The sequence below is a fragment of the Aeromicrobium sp. SORGH_AS_0981 genome (assembly GCF_031453195.1).
Classification (GTDB): Bacteria; Actinomycetota; Actinomycetes; order Propionibacteriales; family Nocardioidaceae; genus Aeromicrobium.
Genome location: NZ_JAVIZD010000001.1, coordinates 314,080 through 333,023 on the forward strand (window position 1 = coordinate 314,080; position 18,944 = coordinate 333,023).

At 74.0% G+C, this 18,944-nt stretch carries 19 protein-coding genes; 14 read left to right on the forward strand and 5 right to left on the reverse strand.

Annotated features, from left to right (window positions below):
• Positions 1-217 precede the first annotated feature (217 nt).
• Positions 218-1,183: an NAD-dependent epimerase/dehydratase family protein gene (locus QE370_RS01675; protein ID WP_253027124.1), complete on the forward strand. Its 966-nt coding sequence runs from the start codon at positions 218-220 to the stop codon at positions 1,181-1,183.
• Positions 1,184-1,843: 660 nt separating this feature from the next.
• Here QE370_RS01675 and QE370_RS01680 read toward each other — a convergent pair.
• On the reverse strand, positions 1,844-2,608 hold the full coding sequence (locus QE370_RS01680) for an oxidoreductase (RefSeq protein ID WP_309633172.1): 765 nt from the start codon (positions 2,606-2,608) through the stop codon (positions 1,844-1,846).
• A gap of 48 nt (positions 2,609-2,656) precedes the next feature.
• On the opposite strand from QE370_RS01680, the gene QE370_RS01685 reads away from it, so the two are divergent.
• Genes QE370_RS01685 through QE370_RS01715 form a run of 7 tightly spaced genes read left to right on the forward strand, consistent with a single transcriptional unit; the run spans position 2,657 to position 9,176 of the window.
• On the forward strand, positions 2,657-3,379 hold the full coding sequence (locus QE370_RS01685) for a hypothetical protein (protein ID WP_253027327.1): 723 nt from the start codon (positions 2,657-2,659) through the stop codon (positions 3,377-3,379).
• Positions 3,376-4,503 carry a histidine kinase gene (locus tag QE370_RS01690; RefSeq protein ID WP_309633173.1) on the forward strand — a complete coding sequence of 376 codons (1,128 nt, stop codon included), beginning with the start codon at positions 3,376-3,378 and terminating at the stop codon, positions 4,501-4,503. The genes QE370_RS01685 and QE370_RS01690 overlap by 4 nt, the downstream gene beginning before the upstream one ends.
• 54 nt (positions 4,504-4,557) lie before the next feature.
• On the forward strand, positions 4,558-5,349 hold the full coding sequence (locus QE370_RS01695; RefSeq protein ID WP_309633174.1) for an FkbM family methyltransferase: 792 nt from the start codon (positions 4,558-4,560) through the stop codon (positions 5,347-5,349).
• Positions 5,346-6,644: a glycosyltransferase family 61 protein gene (locus QE370_RS01700; RefSeq protein ID WP_309633175.1), complete on the forward strand. Its 1,299-nt coding sequence runs from the start codon at positions 5,346-5,348 to the stop codon at positions 6,642-6,644. Before QE370_RS01695 ends, QE370_RS01700 begins: the two co-directional genes overlap by 4 nt.
• Positions 6,641-7,672, forward strand: coding sequence for a GDP-mannose 4,6-dehydratase (gene gmd / locus QE370_RS01705; protein ID WP_309633176.1), 1,032 nt, complete (start codon positions 6,641-6,643; stop codon positions 7,670-7,672). The genes QE370_RS01700 and gmd overlap by 4 nt, the downstream gene beginning before the upstream one ends.
• A complete protein-coding gene (locus tag QE370_RS01710; protein WP_309633177.1) occupies positions 7,669-8,655 on the forward strand; it encodes a GDP-L-fucose synthase in 987 nt (328 codons plus the stop codon). Before gmd ends, QE370_RS01710 begins: the two co-directional genes overlap by 4 nt.
• Positions 8,652-9,176, forward strand: coding sequence for a DUF4916 domain-containing protein (locus QE370_RS01715; RefSeq protein WP_309633178.1), 525 nt, complete (start codon positions 8,652-8,654; stop codon positions 9,174-9,176). Before QE370_RS01710 ends, QE370_RS01715 begins: the two co-directional genes overlap by 4 nt.
• 6 nt (positions 9,177-9,182) lie before the next feature.
• On the opposite strand, the gene QE370_RS01720 is transcribed toward QE370_RS01715, so the two are convergent.
• Complete coding sequence (locus tag QE370_RS01720; protein WP_309633179.1) at positions 9,183-9,722, reverse strand: hypothetical protein; 540 nt, start codon at positions 9,720-9,722, stop codon at positions 9,183-9,185.
• Positions 9,723-9,756: 34 nt separating this feature from the next.
• On the opposite strand from QE370_RS01720, the gene QE370_RS01725 reads away from it, so the two are divergent.
• The gene (locus tag QE370_RS01725; RefSeq protein WP_309633180.1) at positions 9,757-10,566 is read left to right on the forward strand and encodes a hypothetical protein; all 810 of its coding nucleotides are present in this window, start codon (positions 9,757-9,759) and stop codon (positions 10,564-10,566) included.
• Here the strand turns inward: QE370_RS01725 and QE370_RS01730 are convergent.
• Together QE370_RS01730 and QE370_RS01735 are read right to left on the reverse strand one after the other, a co-directional pair.
• The gene (locus QE370_RS01730; RefSeq protein WP_309633181.1) at positions 10,544-11,803 is read right to left on the reverse strand and encodes an oligosaccharide flippase family protein; all 1,260 of its coding nucleotides are present in this window, start codon (positions 11,801-11,803) and stop codon (positions 10,544-10,546) included. The two genes, QE370_RS01725 and QE370_RS01730, sit on opposite strands and share 23 nt — an antisense overlap.
• Complete coding sequence (locus tag QE370_RS01735) at positions 11,800-12,933, reverse strand: hypothetical protein (RefSeq protein ID WP_309633182.1); 1,134 nt, start codon at positions 12,931-12,933, stop codon at positions 11,800-11,802. The genes QE370_RS01730 and QE370_RS01735 overlap by 4 nt, the downstream gene beginning before the upstream one ends.
• 131 nt (positions 12,934-13,064) lie before the next feature.
• On the opposite strand from QE370_RS01735, the gene QE370_RS01740 reads away from it, so the two are divergent.
• From QE370_RS01740 to QE370_RS01750, 3 genes are all read left to right on the forward strand, one after another.
• Entirely contained in the window at positions 13,065-13,769 is a 705-nt protein-coding gene (locus QE370_RS01740; protein WP_309633183.1) for an FkbM family methyltransferase, read from the forward strand.
• Between the two features lie 84 nt (positions 13,770-13,853).
• Complete coding sequence (locus QE370_RS01745; protein ID WP_309633184.1) at positions 13,854-14,507, forward strand: methyltransferase domain-containing protein; 654 nt, start codon at positions 13,854-13,856, stop codon at positions 14,505-14,507.
• Between the two features lie 5 nt (positions 14,508-14,512).
• Positions 14,513-15,580, forward strand: a complete 1,068-nt coding sequence (locus QE370_RS01750) for a glycosyltransferase family 4 protein (protein WP_309633185.1) — start codon at positions 14,513-14,515, stop codon at positions 15,578-15,580.
• An 18-nt stretch (positions 15,581-15,598) separates the two neighbouring features.
• Here QE370_RS01750 and QE370_RS01755 read toward each other — a convergent pair whose 3' ends face one another.
• Positions 15,599-16,633 carry a glycosyltransferase family 4 protein gene (locus QE370_RS01755; protein WP_309633186.1) on the reverse strand — a complete coding sequence of 345 codons (1,035 nt, stop codon included), beginning with the start codon at positions 16,631-16,633 and terminating at the stop codon, positions 15,599-15,601.
• Positions 16,634-16,930: 297 nt separating this feature from the next.
• On the opposite strand from QE370_RS01755, the gene QE370_RS01760 reads away from it, so the two are divergent.
• Entirely contained in the window at positions 16,931-17,422 is a 492-nt protein-coding gene (locus QE370_RS01760) for an acyltransferase (protein WP_309633187.1), read from the forward strand.
• 40 nt (positions 17,423-17,462) lie between these two features.
• Complete coding sequence (locus tag QE370_RS01765) at positions 17,463-18,920, forward strand: GuaB1 family IMP dehydrogenase-related protein (RefSeq protein ID WP_309633188.1); 1,458 nt, start codon at positions 17,463-17,465, stop codon at positions 18,918-18,920.
• Positions 18,921-18,944: the final 24 nt, after the last annotated feature.

An 18,944-nucleotide genomic window follows, 5' to 3' on the forward strand; every position in this document is an offset into this window, starting at 1 on the left:
CTAGGCCAGCGACCATCTCTCCCTCGGCCCTTCTCGCGTTCCAACGACGCGGGGGCGTCCGGGTCACGGCGCGGGCCACTGCACACGTCGGGGAGCCTGTCTGCGGCGTCCGTCACGCCCGCACCCGTAACGTCCTCGCGCCCGGTCGTTGTACAGGCGTACGGACACACGCCGCGGCCGACGTCGCGGGCGACTTCCCACGGAGGGCGGACGAGGCATGACGGTTCTGGTGACGGGTGCGGGCGGCTTCATCGGCGGACATCTCGCCGCCGACCTGCTGGCGCAGGGCCTGCAGGTCCGCGCGGTCGACAAGAAGCCGGTCGAGGAGTGGTACCAGGTCCACGCCGACGCCGAGAACGTCGTCGCCGACTGCTCCGACATGGGCGACGCGCACAAGATGGCCGTGGGCACCCAGGCGATCTACAACCTCGCCGCCGACATGGGCGGCATGGGCTTCATCGAGAACAACAAGGCCGAGTGCATGCTGTCGGTGCTGACCAGCACGAACATGCTCGTCGCCGCGCGCGACGCCGGCACGGAGCAGTTCTTCTACAGCAGCTCGGCCTGCGTCTACAACGGCACCAAGCAGACCGACCCCGACGTCACCGCCCTCACGGAGTCCGACGCCTACCCGGCGGACCCCGAGGACGGCTACGGCTGGGAGAAGCTGTTCAGCGAGCGCATGGCGCGCCACTTCCGCGAGGACTTCGGCCTGCACACCCGCGTCGCCCGCTACCACAACGTCTACGGCCCCGAGGGCACGTTCGAGGGCGGCCGCGAGAAGGCCCCCGCGGCACTGTCGCGCAAGATCGCGTGGGCCAAGCTCACCGGCGAGCACACGATCGACGTGTGGGGCGACGGCGAGCAGAGCCGCAGCTTCATGTACATCGACGACTGCGTCCGCGGCACCCAGGAGATCCTCGCCGGCGAGAACGTCGAGCCGGTCAACCTGGGCTCGTCCGAGCTCGTCACCATCAACCAGATGATCGGCATCCTCGAGGACATCGCCGGCATCACCGTGCAGAAGCAGCACGACCTGACCGCGCCGCAGGGCGTCCGCGGCCGCAACAGCGACAACACGATGTTCCACGAGCTGTACGGCTGGGAGCCGTCGATCTCCCTGCGCGACGGCCTGGAGAAGACGTACGCCTGGATCTACGACCAGCTGGCTCCGCGGGTCTGACGGGCTTCTCGTCGACCTGCGGGTGCGCTGGCGGGGGTCCTCGTCGACCTGCGGCTGCGCTGGCGCGGTTCTCGTTCGGGTGGGGCTGCGTCGGCGCGGCTTGCTGCTCGGGTGGGGCTGCGTCGGCGCGGCTTCGCGCTCGGGTGGGGCTGCGTCCGCGCGGCTCAGTGTGGGTGTGGTCTCCGAAAGGGCCTCGACCGGGCGGCTGGCGGGCGCGCTGGTCTGGGGTCTCGGGCTGTGGCCTCCGTTGGACGCAAGAATCTGCGTTCGTGCGCTGGGACTCCAAGGCTGCTGCGTTTCCTACGGGATCCCGTCGCCAACGCAGAAGCGTTCGATCCCGGGCGCGTGAATGGCGAATCGTGGGTGCCCTTGAGGGTGGGGTGGGCACCGCTCGACCCTCAACACCAACCCGCAGCCCGAGATCCCGGACCAGTGCGCCACCCAGCCGCCCGGTCGAGGCCCTTGCGGAGCGCAGGACGAGTCGAAGCCGCGCCAGCGCAGCCCCACCCGTGCAGAGAGCCGCGCCGACGCAGCCGCAGGACACCAAGAAGCCGCGCCGGCGCAGCCGCAGGACACCAAGAAGCCGCGCCGGCGCAGCCGCAGGTCACCAAGAAGCCGCGCCGACGCAGCCCCAGGACAAGGACAGCAGCAGGCAGAGCCTTAGCGCCGACCCTGCGCGACGGGGGACGCCTCGGCGCCCCGCGCCTGGGCCTGGGAGGCGTACTGGAGCCACTGCTGGATGCCGGTGGCGTCGCCGCGGGCGTAGGCGGTGAGGGCGGCGGCGTAGCCGGCGGGCTCGGCGGCGTGGCCGGCCTCGGGGACGACGACGGAGGCGGGGTCGACGCCCTTCACGACGAGCACGAGACGCTCGGCCGCGCGCGCGACCATGCCGCCGTGCGCGGCGAACGCGCCCGACGTGGCCACCTCGGCGTGCACGAGGGCGGCGACGACGAGTCCAGGGGCCTCCGTGGGGCGGGCGGCGAGCCGCGCCAGCTCCGCCAGCCGCGCCGCGCCGCCGGCGTCGGCGGGGCGACCCAGCTCGTCGTCCGGCACGCTCCCCGACGCGGCCAGGGCGTGCAGACGGGCGAGCGCCTGCAACGGGGAACGACTCCACACCGGCACGAGACCCAGCAGCTCGACGTTCAGGCGCACCGCCGAGCGCGCCACGACGTCGCCTCCCCCGCCGGCGAGCAGCTCCACCGCGGGGTCGTCGCCGTCGTCGGCGACCGGCGGCAGCTCGCTGCCCTCCAGCCGCGCCGTGGCGACCGCGCCGAGCAGCAGCGAGCGCGCCGTGTCCTCCGGCGTCGTCCGACGCAGGCCCCGGTCGCGCAGCAGGGCGTCGATGCCGTCACGCGTCGCCGCGAACGCCGAGGGCACCCCCTCGAGGGACGCCGCGGGCAGGAACGGGTCGACGGGCTCTGACACGCCCCGAAGCGTACCGAGCGGACGTCCGCGGACCGGTAGCCTGCGGGTGTGAGCGAGCTGTTCGACCAGGCGGCACGGTCCGCCCCCGGCACCGACGAGGCGCACGACCGCCTCGTCAAGTGGCTGGTGGGCGACCGACTCGCGTGCGTGCTGCTGCTCGAGGACTCCTCGCTCGCCTTCCGGCTCGCCGAGCAGGGCCACGAGGTCGTCGTCGCGGGCGAGGACGTGCGCACCGTCCGGTCGCCCGACGTGCTCTACGTGCGGACCGTCGGCCCCCGCCTGCCGTTCGTGGCCGACGCGTTCGACGCGGTCGTCACGCCGCAGCTGCACGACGACCAGACCGTGCTGGCCGAGCAGGCCCGCGTGCTGCGCGCGGGTGGCGTGCTCTCGAGCCTCGCGCGCGACCACGACGAGACGCTGCCGTGGGTCCGACGCCTGCGCGAGGTCGCAGGACGTCGTCCGACGCCACCCGCACCGGCCACCGGCACCGTCGAGGCCTCCGGGCTCTTCCACCCCCTCGAGACGACCGAGCACGCCACGTGGGAGGAGCTCGACCTCCCTGCGCTGCTGCAGTACGCCCGCGAGACCGGACGCCAGCCCGTCGAGGACGCGACACTGTCGCGCGTGCGGGAGCTGTTCGACCAGAACACCGCGCAGAGCGGCAGCCTGCGGCTGCGTCACCTGCTGCGCGGCACCCGGGCCCGCGTGCGCAAGGAGCCGCGCTCGCAGGGACCCCAGCCGCCGGACACGCTGCTGCTCGAGCTGCGGTGAGCCCCCTCCTCGCGGCCCTGCTCGGCGTCCTGCTGGGCGGGCTCGGCCACGCCGTGCTGCGTCGACGCCGGCTGCGCGGCACCCCGCTCGGGTCGCCCGAGGAGCGCGCCACCTACGAGGCGCTGCACCGCACCGCCCTGGCGGCACCGGCCCTGCGGCAGGGGCTCGACCGCTCCAGCGCCCTCGAGACCCTGCCCCACGTGCGCGCCCTGCTCGGCACGCCGACGGTGGGTCTGACCGACACCACCACGCACCTCGCCTGGGACGGACCCCACGACCCGACCGACCCGGGTCTGGCCGACGTCGTCGCGGCGACGTTGCGCACCGGCCGCACCCAGGCCGCCGGGCCGGCCGTCGCCGCGCCCCTCGTGGTCGACGAGCGGGTCATCGGCGCGCTCGTGGTGGTGGCCGAGCAGCCGTCGGCCGGGCTGCTGCGGGCGACCGCCGAGGTCGCGGCGTGGATGTCGGGCCAGCTCGAGCTGGCCGAGCTCGACAAGTCCCGCACCGCGCTCATGGCGGCCGAGCTGCGGGCGCTGCGCGCGCAGATCTCGCCGCACTTCGTCTACAACTCCCTCGGCGCGATCGCGTCGTTCGTGCGCACCGACCCCGAGCGGGCGCGCGAGCTGCTGCTGGAGTTCGCCGACTTCACGCGCTACTCCTTCCGCCAGCACGGCGACTTCACCACGCTGGCGGAGGAGCTGCGCTCGATCGAGCGCTACCTGGTGCTCGAGAAGGCCCGCTTCGGCGACCGGCTGCGCGTGGTCACGCGGGTGGCGCCGGAGGTGCTCAACGTCCGGCTGCCGTTCCTGGCGGTCCAGCCGTTGGTCGAGAACGCCGTGCGGCACGGGCTGGAGGGTCAGCAGGGCGCCGGCACCGTCACCCTCGTGGCCCTCGACGAGGGCGCCGACTGCGTCATCTCCATCGAGGACGACGGCGTCGGCAGCGATCCGGAGACCGTCCGGGCCGTGCTGTCGGGCGACACGTCGTCGGCGTCCGTGGGCCTCGCGAACGTCGACGAGCGGCTGCGCACGGTCTACGGCAACGACCGGGGCATCGTGGTCGAGACGGCTCCGGGGCTGGGCACGAAGGTCACGCTGCGGATCCCCAAGTTCGCACCCCCGTGACCTTCGGCGTCCACGACGGTTGATGGGGTCGAAGGTCCACGTGGGAGGAGCAACATGGCAGTGCGCGGTGCGGGGTACGCGGTCCGGCGGGTGCGTCAGTCGTTCACGCACTTCCGCAACGGGCCCCAGCTGCTGCTGGCGATGGCCCGAGGCGGCGAGGTGACGTTCCGGACCCGCTCGGGCCTGACCATCCACACGCCGAACTCCCCCGGCGCCCGGTTCCCCGTCTACGAGATCACGGCCGACGACGTGTACCGCGTCGACGAGCTGCTGGTCGGGCTCCGTCCGGACTTCGTCGCGATCGACGTCGGCGCCCACATCGGCAGCTTCTCGACGGCGGTCTGCGCCCGCGCCCCCCGCGCGACCGTGCACGCGTACGAGGCGTCGCCCTCGACGGCGGCCTGGACGCGCCGCAACGCCGAGGCCAACGGCTTCGCCGACCGGCTGCACGTGCACGCCGAGGCGGTCTCCGACCACCGCGGCACGCTGCGCTTCGTCGACAACGGCGAGGCCAGCGCGCACAACGGCATGACCGCGCCCGACGGGCTCGGGGGCGAGGTCGAGGTGCCGTGCGTGACGTTCGCCGACGCCCACGCGGCGGCCGGCGGGCGGGTCGACCTGCTCAAGAGCGACGCGGAGGGTGCCGAGTACGGCTACATCCTCGGCAGCGACCCCGCCCTCTGGGCCGACGTGCAGCGGGTCGTCATGGAGTACCACCCCGTCGACGGCTACGCCCTGGCCGACCTCGTCACCTACCTCGCGGGCGTCGGGCTCGACCTCGTGCGGGACGAGCCGTCACCGGACAAGCCCGGCCTCGGGAACGCCTGGTTCGCCCGCGCCGCATGACCCGGCTCCCCCCGGCCCTGATGCCGCTGTGGCCCGTGGCCAAGCGGGCCCACCGCGCCGCGACCCGCACGGTCGGCGTGGCGGCCCGTGCCGTCGGCGACGGCGGTCCGCGGTCGGTGCCCGCGCGCGTCAGCCCGACGTCGCGCGCCACGGCCACGGCCGAGCCCGACCGCGTCCGCCTGCACGCCCTCGGCCCCCCGCTGGACCTGCTGCGCCCCCTCCCCGCCGGCCGACCGGGCGGCCTGCGCTTCTGGGACGACGTGCGCGTCCTGCGCCGGCCCCCGCGCTCGGTGCTCGAGGTCGAGGACGGACGTCTGGTCGGCGAGGCCGCCGCGACGGTCACGCCCGCGGGCACGCTGGACCGGGAGACGAGCCCGTACTTCGGCATCCGCCGTCCCACCGAGCACCCGGTGCACCTGCGGCTGCGCTATCCCGAGCCGGAGCACGTGGCCGGCACGGTCGTCTCGCTCGCGTCGCACGCCTCGGCGCGCAACTACTACCACTCGCTGATGGACGCCCTGCCCCGATGGGGGCTCCTGCAGGAGCTGTTCCCCGACGAGCGCCCCGACCGCGTCGTCGTCGGGCACACCACCCGCTGGGACCGTCAGCTCGTCGCCATGGTCGGGCTCGACGCCCTGCCGCTCGTGGAGCCGACCCACGCCCTCCACCTGCGCGCCGACCGGCTCCTCGTGCCGGCGATCGACAACCAGACGACGCTCGCGCCCCCGTGGGTGACCGCGTGGCTGCGCGCGCACCTGCCGGCCCGCGACGTCCGCGACAAGCCGCGTCGGCTGTACGTCACGCGGGGCGACCGCCCGAACACCCGCCGCTACGTGCAGGAGGAGGCGCTGCTGCCGCATCTCGAGCGCCAGGGCTTCGTGCGGGTCGACCCCGGAACGATGACCGTGCAGGAGCAGATCGACCACTTCGCGGCCGCGGAGGTCGTCGTCGCCCCGCACGGCGCCGGGCTCGTGAACCTGACGTTCGCCCCGCCCGGGGTCCGCGTGCTCGAGCTGTTCGCGCCGCGCTACCTCAACCCCGGCTACTGGGCGATCGTCGACAACGTCCCCGACTCGCGCTACCGCTACGTCGTGGCGGAGCCGGTCGACCGGCTGCGGTCCGAGCGCGCCATGCAGGGCGTGCAGGACGACGTCGACCTTCCCCCCGCCGTGGTGCTGGAGGAGCTCGAGCACCTGCTGGCGCAGGGCGACGACGGACAGGAGGCCCCGGGTCGCACCGACGCCGGGCAGGATGGGGCCGAGCACCCTCGGTCCCCGGAGAGAGGCACCCCGTGACGAAGCGCGCGCTGATCACCGGCATCACCGGTCAGGACGGGTCGTACCTGGCTGAGCTGCTGCTGGGCAAGGGCTATGAGGTCCATGGCCTGATCCGTCGGGCGTCGACGTTCAACACGTCGCGCATCGACCACCTGTACCAGGACCCGCACGTGGACGGCACGAGGCTGTTCCTGCACTACGGGGACCAGTCCGACGGGGCCCGGCTGGTGTCGTTGATGTACGAGATCGCGCCTGATGAGGTGTACAACCTCGCGGCGCAGTCGCACGTGCGGGTCTCCTTCGACGAGCCCGAGCACACCGCCGACACCACCGGCACGGGCACGGTGCGGCTGCTGGAGGCGGTCCGCGCGGCCGGGATCCGTCCGCGGTTCTACCAGGCCTCGAGCAGCGAGCTGTACGGCGCGACCCCGCCGCCGCAGGATGAGGACACGCCCTTCTACCCACGCTCCCCGTACGCGGCGGCGAAGCTGTACTCGTACTGGATCACCAAGAACTACCGCGAGGCCTACGACATGTTCGCGGTCAACGGGATCCTGTTCAACCACGAGTCGCCCCGCCGCGGCGAGACGTTCGTGACCCGCAAGATCACCCGCGCCGTCGCGGCGATCAAGGCCGGCAAGCAGGACCTGCTCTACATGGGCAACCTCGACGCGGTGCGCGACTGGGGCTACGCCGCGGAGTACGTCGAGGGCATGTGGCGCATGCTGCAGGCCGACCAGCCCGAGGACTTCGTCCTGGCCACCGGCGTCGGGATCACCGTGCGCGACTTCCTGCAGATCTCCTTCGAGCACGCCGGCCTCGACTGGGAGAAGCACGTCCGCTTCGACGAGCGCTACCTGCGCCCCACCGAGGTCGACGCGCTCATCGGCGACCCCGCCAAGGCCGCCACGAAGCTCGACTGGGTCCCCACCGTCGACGGCCGCGAGCTCGCCCGCCTCATGGTCGACGCCGACGTCGAGGCCCTCACCCACGAGGGCACCCCCTGGCACGACGAGGTCCGGCTCGCCTCCTGGGGCACCGCATGAGCCTGCGCACCAGCGACGACGTCGACTACACCCCCGGCCCCCTGGACCGCGACGCCACCTTCTACGTCGCCGGGCACGCCGGCATGGTCGGCTCCGCGCTCGTGCGACGACTCCACGCCGCCGGCTTCACCGACGTCGTCGGCCGCACCTCCGCCGAGCTCGACCTCACCGACCGCGCCGCCGTCCACGCCTTCTTCGAGACCACCCGCCCCACCTACGTCGCCCTCGCCGCGGCCAAGGTCGGCGGCATCCTCGCCAACGACACCTACCCCGTGGACTTCCTCAGCGTGAACCTGCAGATCCAGGTCAACGTCATGGACGCCGCGCTCGCCACCGGCGTCCAGCGCCTGGTCTTCCTCGGCTCCTCCTGCATCTACCCCAAGCACGCCCCCCAACCCATCACCGAGGACGCCCTGCTCACCGGCCACCTCGAACCCACCAACGACGCCTACGCCATCGCCAAGATCGCCGGCATCCTGCACGTGCAGTCCGTGCGCCGCCAGCACGGCCTGCCCTGGATCTCCGCGATGCCCACCAACCTCTACGGACCGAACGACAACTTCTCCCCCACCGGCTCCCACGTCCTGCCCGCCCTCATCCGCCGCTACCACCAAGCCACCCGCGACGGCGCCACCGAGGTCACCAACTGGGGCACCGGCACCCCCCGCCGCGAGCTCCTGCACGTCGACGACCTCGCCGACGCCCTCCTGCACCTCCTGGAGCACCACGACGGACCCCAGCAGGTCAACGTCGGCACCGGCACCGACGTCACCATCGCCGAGATCGCCGCCACCGTCGCCGAGGTCACCGGCTACACCGGCACCACCACCTGGGACACCACCAAGCCCGACGGCACCCCCCAGAAGCTCCTCGACGTCACCCAGCTCGCCCACGCCGGCTGGACCGCCCGCACCAGCCTGCGCGACGGCCTCGCCGCCACCTACGACTGGTACCTCCAGAACGCCGACCACCTCCGCTCATGACCTCCTTGCCCGACGACCTCTGGGCCACGGTGCAGGCGTCCGTGCCGGTGCTGTGCGTCGACGTCGTCCCGGTGCGGGGCGATGGCGACCGGCTCGAGGTCGGGCTGATCCGCCGCCGGTTCGCGGACACCGGCGCCCCCGTGTGGTGCCACCTCGGCGGGCGCGTCCGGCACGGCGAGACGACCGACGAGGCCGTCGCCCGCCACGTGCACGACACGCTCGTGGGCGCGGACCTGGACCTGCCCACCGACCCGCAGCCCCACCACGTCGTGCAGTGGTTCCCTCCGGACGTGCGCACGGGTGACACGTTCGGTCGCGACCCGCGCAAGCACGCCGTCAGCCTGTGCTGGGCGCTGCCGCTCGGCCCCGACGTCACCGCACGCCAGGGCGGCGAGGGCTCCGAGCTGCGCTGGTTCGGCCACGACCTCGCGGACCTCGCGGACGACGGGCTCTGGCCAGGGACCCGTCACCTGGTCGCCGCCACCCTCCGCGGCGCGGGGCTGCCCGGACGGGGAGCCTGACGTGGTTCAGCCGACGGGACGTGCGGGCGTGCCCATCACGGTGGCGCCAGGAGCCACGTCGTCGAGCACGAGCGAGTGGGCCGCGACCACGGCGCCGTCGCCGACCGTCACGGCACCCAGGACCGAGGCCCGCGCACCGATGAACACGCCGTCACCCACCACGGGGAAGTCGGCCGCCGACGTCGCGAGCGAGTGGCGCACCCCGAGGGTCACGCCCTGCGCGACCGAGACGCCCGACCCCAGCACCACGCCGCTGCCGATCACGACGCCCACCGGGTGCTCGAACCACACCCCGGGGCCGATCTGTGCGCCGGCGTCGACGTCGACGCCCACGGTCACGACGCCGATCCCGCGCAGCATGCTCGCGGCGCGCACGTGGCCCCGCGCGCGCAGCCGCTGCTGGGCCCGCACGACGAGGGTCGCCCACAGCCCCGGACGGCTGAAGCCGCGCGGTATCGCGGTCCACCAGCGTCCCGGACGGCCGGTGTAGCGTGCGACGTCGGACGAGACCAGGGCCCCGAACGTGGGCTCGGCGGCAGCAGGCATGGGGGTCATCGTAGTGGCATCGGAGGAGGACGAGATGGACCACGGCGTGCTGCCCATCCGCATCCTGTACAAGGGCGCGTCGACCGTCATGTGGCAGTCGCACGGCGACCGCCGCGCGCCCGGTCTCCTGCCCTACCCGAGGGTGGTCGAGCAGGAGCTCCGTGCCCGCGGGCACGACGTGCACACCAGCGTGGACGCGATGTCGGCGCAGCGCGTCTACGACCTCATGGACCGCTGGGAGCGGCAGGCGACGAGCGAGTTCCCGGACGTCGTCGTGCTCCACCACGGTCACATGGAGACCGTCCACGCCCTCATCCCCCGCTTCGTCGAACGCCACGCACGGGCCGGTCGCGAACGGCCGGGCCCGGTGCGCCGCCGCTACCGCTCGGTCCTGGTGCGACCGCTGTGGAAGGGGCTGGCCGTCCTGCAGCAGCGCGTCGACCGGGCGCTCCCGGCACCGCTGGCCCGCGCCCTGGCCCGACGTCGCGCACGCCGCACCGTCGCCCACCTCGAGCAGTACCTGTTCTGCATCGACCGGCTCTCGAGCCCCCTGGTCGTGGTGGTCGGCCTGCTGTCGTCCGGCCGCGTCTACGCGGACTGGTTCCCCGGCTCGGTGCTGCGCACCGAGGTGATCGACCGCGCGCTGCGCGACATGGTGGCCCGACGCGCGTCACCGCGACTGCGCTACCTCGACCTGTGGGACGAGGGTGCGGCGTGGGACGCCCGCGGCGAGGATCCCCGACCGGACGGCGCGCACTACACCGAGGCGTTCCACCGCCGGGTGGGCGAGCTGCTGGCCGGGACGATCGAGGACTGGGCCGCTACCCAGCCGCACCTGCGCTGACGGTCGTCCGTCGCGACGGGGCCGTCCGGCGCAGCGCCACGGCCAGCGAGGTCACGCTCGCCACGGCCGTCGCGAGCATGGCCATGCCGACGGCCTCGACGGCGTCGGCGCGGGCGGCGAGCACGATGGCGACCACCAGCACGGGGGTCAGCGCCAGCTCGATCCACGAGGCCACGGCGCCGCGGTCGCGACCCTGCAGCACGGCCACCAATACCCGGCGCAGCCCCAGCAGCCCGCTGGCGGCCACGAGCCAGTGCGCGACGGCGACCGCCGACTCGAACTCGCGTCCGAACGCGAGCACGATGATCCAGTCGGCCGCGAGCACGAGGACGGCGGTGAGCACGCCGAGCACCAGGACCGCCCCGCCGATCCAGCGCCGGACGACCTGTCGCTCCAGGACCGGGTCGGACTGGGCGGCGGCGACGCGCGGCAGCAGGACGGCGGCGACACCGGTGCCCATCATCGCCGGCAGCGACGCGAGCGCGGCGGCCGCGGAGTACAGGCCGAGCGCGACCGTGCCCATGATCGCGCCGACGAGCGTGCGGTCGAGCGCCAGGCCGTCGATCGGGCCGATGCTGCCGACGTAGGTGGCGCGGGTGAGCCGCCAGAGGTCGCGACCCTCGAGCCGCCCGCGCGCGTCGCCCGGTCGGGCGAGCAGGCCGACGGAGACGACCATGCCGACGGCGAAGGACACGATCATGACGAGCGACAGCACGAGCGGGGTCGTGCTGTCGACGACGACGAAGAGCCCCACCATCACGAGGGTCACCAGGGTCTGCGGCAGGAGGGTAGCCACGGCGATGCGCGGCATCGGCGCGCCCTCCCCGAGCAGCCCGCCGAGCACCAGGCGGTAGCCCATGTTGAGCAGGGCCAGGGCGACGACCGCGGCAGCCAGGTACCAGACGCCCGGGTCGCCGACCTCGCCGTGCAGCACGGCGAAGAGCACGCCGAACGGCAGCGCGACGGCCACGGCGAGCGCCGTCCACGGACGCACGAGGTGGCCCACCCCGTCCCGCGCGGTGAGCCGCTGCGCTGCCAGACGTGCGGTGAGCGCGTTCGGGAGGCTGCCGCCCAGGGTCAGCTGCGCGGCCATCGCCGACAGCGCCACCACGAGCGCCAGCTCGCCGCGCCCCTCCACGCCGAGCAGCCGTGCGGAGATGACCCCCGTGATCGTCAGCAGGCCCTGGACGACGAAGCCGCCGCCGACGACGAAGAGCGCCGCGATGCGCTGCGTCACGGACGCTCTCCGAGCAGCGTGCGGCAGTAGCGCTCGACGGCGTCCCAACGGTCGGCCGTGCCCGTCCGCAGCACGACCTCGCCCGCGAGGACCGTCCGCATCGCCTCGGCGAGCGCGGGCACGCTCAGCTCGCACGCCAGGCCGCCGCCGAGCGCCTCCACCTCGCGGGCCCGCACCGTCGAGCCGGCCGTCACGACCGCGACGCCGGCGGCCTCGGCCTTGCCCATGATGCCGCTGGGGCCGTTGTTGGTCAGGGGCACGGGGATGACGTCGACGGCCGCGACGAGCTGGTCGAGCGTGTCGTTGTCGAGGTAGGTGTCGCGCGCGAGCACCCGGGCGCGGCGCTCGGGCTCCAGGCCGTCGACCCAGGCGCGCACCTCCGGCGAGAACGCGCCAGCGACCACGAGCCGGGCGTCGATCCCGCCCGTCTCGAGCGCCTCCAGCACCATCGGGGCGTTGCGTCGCTCGGAGATGAGGCCGAACACCCCCACGAGCGCCTCGTCGCGGGGCAGGTCGTGCTGCTCGCGCCAGCGGTCGCGGTCGCGCGCGTGCGCCGTGCAGAACTCCGGGTCGTTGACCCGGGTGACGACCCAGCCGCGCTGGGTGTCGCCACGGCCCTTGTAGCCGACGACGCGCTGGAGGGCGCCCGTGAGCCGCCCGGCCACCACGAGCAGCGCCTTGGAGACGCGCAGCCGCCAGCCCGTGCGGTCGAGCAGCGGCACGCGCGCCGGGTAGCGCGTCAGCATGAACACCACGCGCGGCCGGACGGGCAGGCGGCGCAGCGCCGGTGGCGCGGCGTACCACCAGCGCTTGAGCGCCTGGTCGCCGTCGAGGTGCACGACGGTGCGCACCGGGACCGTCTGCTCGGCGCGGCAGCGCGCCTCGACCTCGCGGACGAGGTCGGCCGTGCTCGGGCTCGAGCCGTCGAAGACCTCCGCGACGGCGAGACGTCCGGCCGCGAGGTCGTCGCCCAGGTACTCCGCGTAGGCGGGGTCGTCGGACGCACCGCGGCGGGTCAGCAGGACGACCGGTCCCGAAGGCGCCAGGTGACGGGTCAGCCACGACACCGACTGCAGGTGGTGCCCGTCGCTGCTCGGGTCGACCAGCAACGTCGTGGAGCGCTCGCCCACCGTGCATCACTCCCGTCGCGCGCCGCCTGACCACCGGTCCGTCCACCGGGGAAACGACGAGCGCCAGCCTAGGTCACGCGCCACGCGCGGAACCGTCCCCGAGCCGTTCCCGACCGCGGTACGGTTCCCCCGTGTCAGGGATCAGCCACGTGGTGATGCGCCAGCTGGCGCGCCGGGGACTCGTCGTGCGCCGCCACCCCGCGGCCCGGCGGCAGCGTCTGCTCGTCGACCGCGGCGTCGACCTCGTGCTCGACGTGGGAGCGGCGCGCGGCGGCTATGCCACCGAGCTGCGCGAGTTCGGGTACACCGGCCGCATCGTGTCGTTCGAGCCCCTCGCGGCCGCGCACGCCGACCTGGTCCGCGTCGCCGCGTCCGACCCGCGGTGGGAGACCCGGCACACGGCGCTCGGCGACACCACCGGCCGCCAGGAGATCCACGTCGCCTCCAACAGCGACAGCAGCTCGCTGCTGCCCATGGCCGACCAGCACCGCGCCTCGAGCCCGGACATCCAGATGGTCGGCACCGAGACGATCGAGGTCAGCCGGCTCGACGACGTCGCCGCTGACGTGCTGGGCGAGGCCCGCACGCCGTTCCTCAAGATCGACACGCAGGGCTTCGAGCGCGCCGTCCTCGAGGGTGCCGAGACCACCGTGCCCCGCCTCGTCGGCCTCCAGCTGGAGCTCTCGTTCGTCACGCTCTACGAGGGCGGGATGCTCGCGGACGAGGCCATCTCGTGGGCCTACGACCACGGCTTCGTGCTGGTCGGGCTCGACCAGGGCTTCACCGACCCGGGCGGCGCCGTGCTCCAGGCCGACGGAGTCTTCCTGAGGCCGTGACCCGCACCACCGTCCGGTCGTTGTGGCAGCTGACCAGCCCTTCCCCGCTCCTCCTCCCCGAGCCCTAGCCCCGAGAGGCGTGACGTGAACCGTCGTCTGAAGGCCGCGATCCGACCCGCGGTCCTCGCCGCCAACACCCCCGTCGCACGCCGTCGCGCCCTGAAGGAGCTGGCAGACGCACCGCGGCCGCTGCGGCTCGAGCTGGGCGGCAACGCGCCGCGGGAGGGCTGGGTCGTCACCAACGTCGGCCCCACGACCCGCCTGTACATGGACGCGACGGAACCCTGGCCGCTCGGCGACGGCGAGGTCGAGGCGATCTACTCCGACAACGTCATCGAGCACATCCCGCTCCACCCGGCCCGCACCCTCTTCGCCGAGGCGTACCGGTGCCTGCAGCCCGGCGGCGCGATCCGCTTCGTCACGCCCGACCTTCGGGCGCACGTCGAGCGCTACCTCGCAGGCAGCGCGCCCAAGGGCGACCCCGAGGCGAAGGTCTACGAGGACTGCGGCCTCGTGGTCGAGCACCCGGTCGACTGGGTGCAGATCCCGATCGCCTCCTTCGAGCACCACCTCGGCTACGTCTACGACTTCGAGACGCTCGAGGCGGAGCTGCGCCGCGCGGGCTTCTCCGAGGTGCACCGGCGCGAGCTGAACGAGAGCCCCGTGCCGCACCTCGCCGGCCTCGACCTGCGCGCCGCCGAGGGTGGCGCGCAGATGGCCGTCGAGGCCGTGCGCTGACGTCGATGCGCGTCGCCATCCTCGCCACCGGCTGGGCCGGCTTCAACGACGCCGCCTGCCGCGAGCTCGCCGCCCGCGGCGTCGAGCTGCTGGTGGTCACCGAGAGCGAGACGTCCGACACCGCGTACACGTCGCACCGCTTCCGCGAGTACGCCCAGGTCCACCTGTGGCACGAGGCCCCGGCCGACGGGGAGGTGCGCGACGTGGTGCGCGCCTTCGCCCCCGACGCCGTGCTCATGCACTCCTGGCACTACGGCCCCTACCGTGAGGCCGTCAAGGCACTGCCGCCCGGGACCCTGCGGGTGCTCTGGATGGACAACGTCTGGCGCAACATCCCCAAGCAGTGGCTCGGCCGCGCGGTCGCGCCCTGGTGGGTGCGCTCCCTCTTCGACTGCGTGATGGTCCCGAGCGACCGCACCGAGTTCTTCGCCCGCCGGCTCGGCTTCGGCGAGGGCGACGTGATCCGCGGGTCGCTCAGCGCGGACACCACTGTGTTCGGCTCGCCCGCCCGCTCGGGCGAGGAGGTCGCCGGACGTCGCCGGTTCCTCGCGGCGCTCCGCCTGGTGCACCACAAGGGCGCCGACGTGCTCGCGGAGGCCTACCGCCTCTACCGCAGTCGCTCGGAGGATCCGTGGGACCTCGACGTCGCCGGCATCGGACCGCTCGCCGGGGCGTTCGACGGTCTCGAGGGCGTCACCCTGCTCGGCTTCCAGCAGCCCGCCGAGGTGGCCGAGCACATGCGTGCCTCGTCGTGCCTGGTCGTGCCCTCGAGGGAGGAGCCGTACGGGGTCACGCTGCACGAGGGCGCGCTCAGCGGGCTCCCGATCATCACCACCTACTTCGTGGGCGCGGCGCCGCCGTTCGTGCAGGACGGGCAGAACGGCTGGACCGTGCCCGGCGGCGACGCCGAGGCCCTGGCGGAGCGGATGCTGCAGGTGGCCTCGCTCGACCCGTGGCGGCTCGAGCAGATGTCGGCCGTCAGCGTCGGCCTCGGCATGCGCACCAGCTCCAGGGGCTGGGCCGTCAACCTGCACGAGGAGCTGCAGCGGCGCCACCGGGCGCTCAGCCGCTGAGCGAGCCCCGCAGGACGCTCAACCGCCGAGCAGGTGCTCCACGACGGCGGCGCGCACCTCGAGGGCGCGCTCGCGGCGGGCGGTGAACCGCTGCTGCACGTCGACACCGTCGGGCAGCCCCCGCCGCAGCACGTCGAGCACCACCGCCCCGACGTCGCCCTCGAGGGGGACCAGGAGCGACGCCGGAACGAGCTCGGCGAGGCAGCCGACGTCGACGGCGACCGAGGGCACGCCGTGGCGCATCGCGTCGAGCACGACGAGCGGCTCGGCCTCGTTGCGGTAGCGGCTGGGGAACACGAACAGGTCGACGTCGGCGTAGAAGCGCTCGACACCGTCCTGGTCGAGCGGGCCCGTGACCACGAGGGCGTCGCCGAGGCGCTCCCGTGCGGACGCGACCACCGCGGCGGCCGCCTCGTCCGCGCACGGGCCGGCGAGCACGAGCGTGCAGTCGAGCCCCGCGTCGCGCGCCCGGACCGCCGCGTCGACGACGTCCTGCAGCCCCTTCTCGAGCGTGAGGTTGCTCAGGTGGCCGAGCACGACCCTGCCGTGCGGGGGGTGCGGCGGCCCGTCGACCGGGGCGAGGAGCGCGGCGTTGGAGCAGACCACGACGTCCTGCGCGAGCGGGTAGGTGCGCCGCAGCCGCTCGGCCATGACGTCGCCGAGCACGACGTGGCGCACTGCGGCGCCGCCCCAGCGCACCAGTCGATCCATCGCCGGCACGGGCTGGTCCAGGTAGCTGGAGTTGTGGTGGTGGAAGACGACGCGCAGCCCTCGCCGACGGGCGAGCCCCACCACGAGGGCCTGGTAGTGCAGCAGCTCCCCGCCCGCGCCGCCCACATACACGGACCCACGCCGCGCCACGCAGAGGCGCAGCAGGCCCCGCACCAGCCGACCGACGCGACGCAGCGGGCCGACCGCGTCGTTGGAGTCGTTCAGCTCCAGCCGGGCGCCGCGGGAGCGCAGCTCTGCGGCCATCAGGTCCGTCACCCGTGCCGCGCCGGTCACGGGCGGGGGCAGGGGGCCGTGCACGCGGACACGGGCCGTGCTCGCCATCGCTGCTCCGATCCTGGGGTCGGGCCCGAGGATACGACGGCCCGGCGCCGCTCGGCGGATCCGCCTCCGGCCACCTCGCCGATGTCCTAGGGTGGGCGGGCCAGACCCCCGCCCGCCCGGGCCACCGGAAGGACGTCCGCCATCCGCTCCACCGTCCTCGGCCTGCTCGTCGGCCCCTTCCGCGCGTCCCTGGTCCGCACGCTGCGCGCGACGCTGCGTCACCGCACCCCCGTCGTCGTCGGAGGTCGCTTCCGCATCGTCGGCGCCTCGCGGCTCACCGTCCGGCGCGGCTCCCGCGTGTTCCTCGGCGCCGGTTTCTACGGCTTCCTGCACGGTCGGGAGCGGTCGGTCCTGCGGCTGCGCGGGCGCCTGACGTTCGAGGGCAACGCCGCGATCGCAGCAGGCAACCGGTGGGACGTCGGGCCCGACGCGGTGGTCACGGTCGGGCCGCGCACCTACGTCTCCCCCGACTGCACGGTCGTCAGCACCCAGGGCGTGAGCATCGGGGCGGACTGCGCGATCGGCTGGGGCGTGCAGATCGTCGACGACGACTTCCACCGCCACGGCAGCGGCGGCGGCCACGTGCCCGACGGTCCGTCCGGCGCACCGATCACGATCGGCGACCACGTGTGGGTCGGCAGCCGCGCGATGATCTTCAAGGGCGTGACGATCGCCGACGGCTGCATCGTCGCGGGCGGGGCCGTCGTCACCCGCTCGGTCGAGGAGCCGCGGTCGATGGTCGCGGGCTCCCCGGCCCGCGTGGTGCGCTCGGACGTCGACTGGACCTGAGCGGCGAACCGCCCGCGAGCCCGCCCGTACACTTCGGGGAGTGGAGTTCCTGAACGGCCTGCAGCCGACGCACGACCTGACGTACAACGACGTGTTCATGGTGCCGCGGCACTCGGCGGTGACCTCGCGGTTCGACGTCGACCTCTCGACGAGCGACGGCACGGGCACGACCGTCCCGCTCGTGGTGGCGAACATGACCGCCGTGTCGGGGCGGCGCATGGCCGAGACGATCGCGCGCCGCGGCGGCATCGCGATCATCCCGCAGGACATCCCCGCCGACGTCGTCGCCTCGACCGTCGCCCGGGTCAAGGCCGCCCACACCCTCTACGACACGCCGGTCACGGTCCCGCCGAGCACCACCGTCGGCGAGGCGCTGAGCCTGCTCCCCAAGCGCTCGCACGGCGCGGTGGTCGTGGTCGAGGACGGCAAGCCGCTCGGCGTCGTCACCGAGCGCGACGGCGCCGAGGTCGACCGGTTCGCGCAGGTGCACGAGATCATGTCGACCGACGTCCGCACGGTCGAGGCCGGGCTCGAGGCGCGCGAGTACTTCGACGTCCTCGCCGGCAACCACCTCTCGCTGGCCCCCGTGCTGGACGGTGGCGAGCTCGTCGGCGTCGTCACGCGCAAGGGCGCGCTGCGCTCCACCATCTACACGCCGGCCGTCGACCCGGACGGACGTCTGGTCGTCGGCGCGGCCGTCGGCATCAACGGCGACGTGCGCGCCAAGACCGAGGCGCTGCTCGCGACGGGCGTCGACGTGCTCGTCGTCGACACCGCGCACGGCCACCAGCAGAAGATGCTCGACGCCCTGCCCCTCGTCCGGGCCGCCCGCGACGCCCACGAGGCCGCGACCGGCCGACGTGTCCCGATCGCGGCCGGCAACGTCGTCTCGGCCGACGGCGTGCGCGACCTCGCCGCGGCGGGTGCCGACATCCTCAAGGTCGGCGTCGGGCCGGGCGCCATGTGCACCACCCGGATGATGACCGGCGTCGGACGCCCGCAGCTCTCGGCCGTGCTCGAGTGCGCGGCGGCCGCGGCCCAGGTCGGCGCCCACGTGTGGGCCGACGGCGGCGTGCGCTACCCGCGCGACGTCGCGCTCGCGCTCGCGGCCGGCGCCGCGAGCGTCATGATCGGCTCCTGGTTCGCGGGCACGCACGAGAGCCCGGGCGACCTGCGCCACGACGCCGACGGACGCGCCTACAAGGAGTCCTTCGGCATGGCCAGCTCGCGCGCCGTCGCGAACCGCACCCGCGACGCCGCCGGCTTCGAGAAGGCGCGCATGGCGTTGTTCGAGGAGGGCATCTCGACGTCGCGCATGTACCTCGACCCGGAGCGTCCCGGCGTGGAGGACCTCGTCGACGGCATCACCGCCGGGGTGCGCTCGAGCTTCACCTACGCCGGCGCCCGCAGCCTGGCCGAGTTCGCCGAGCGGGCCGTCGTCGGCCTGCAGAGCACCGCCGGGTACGACGAGGGACGCCCGCTGCACCGCTCCTGGTGACGTCCCTCCTCCGCCGGAGGTGCT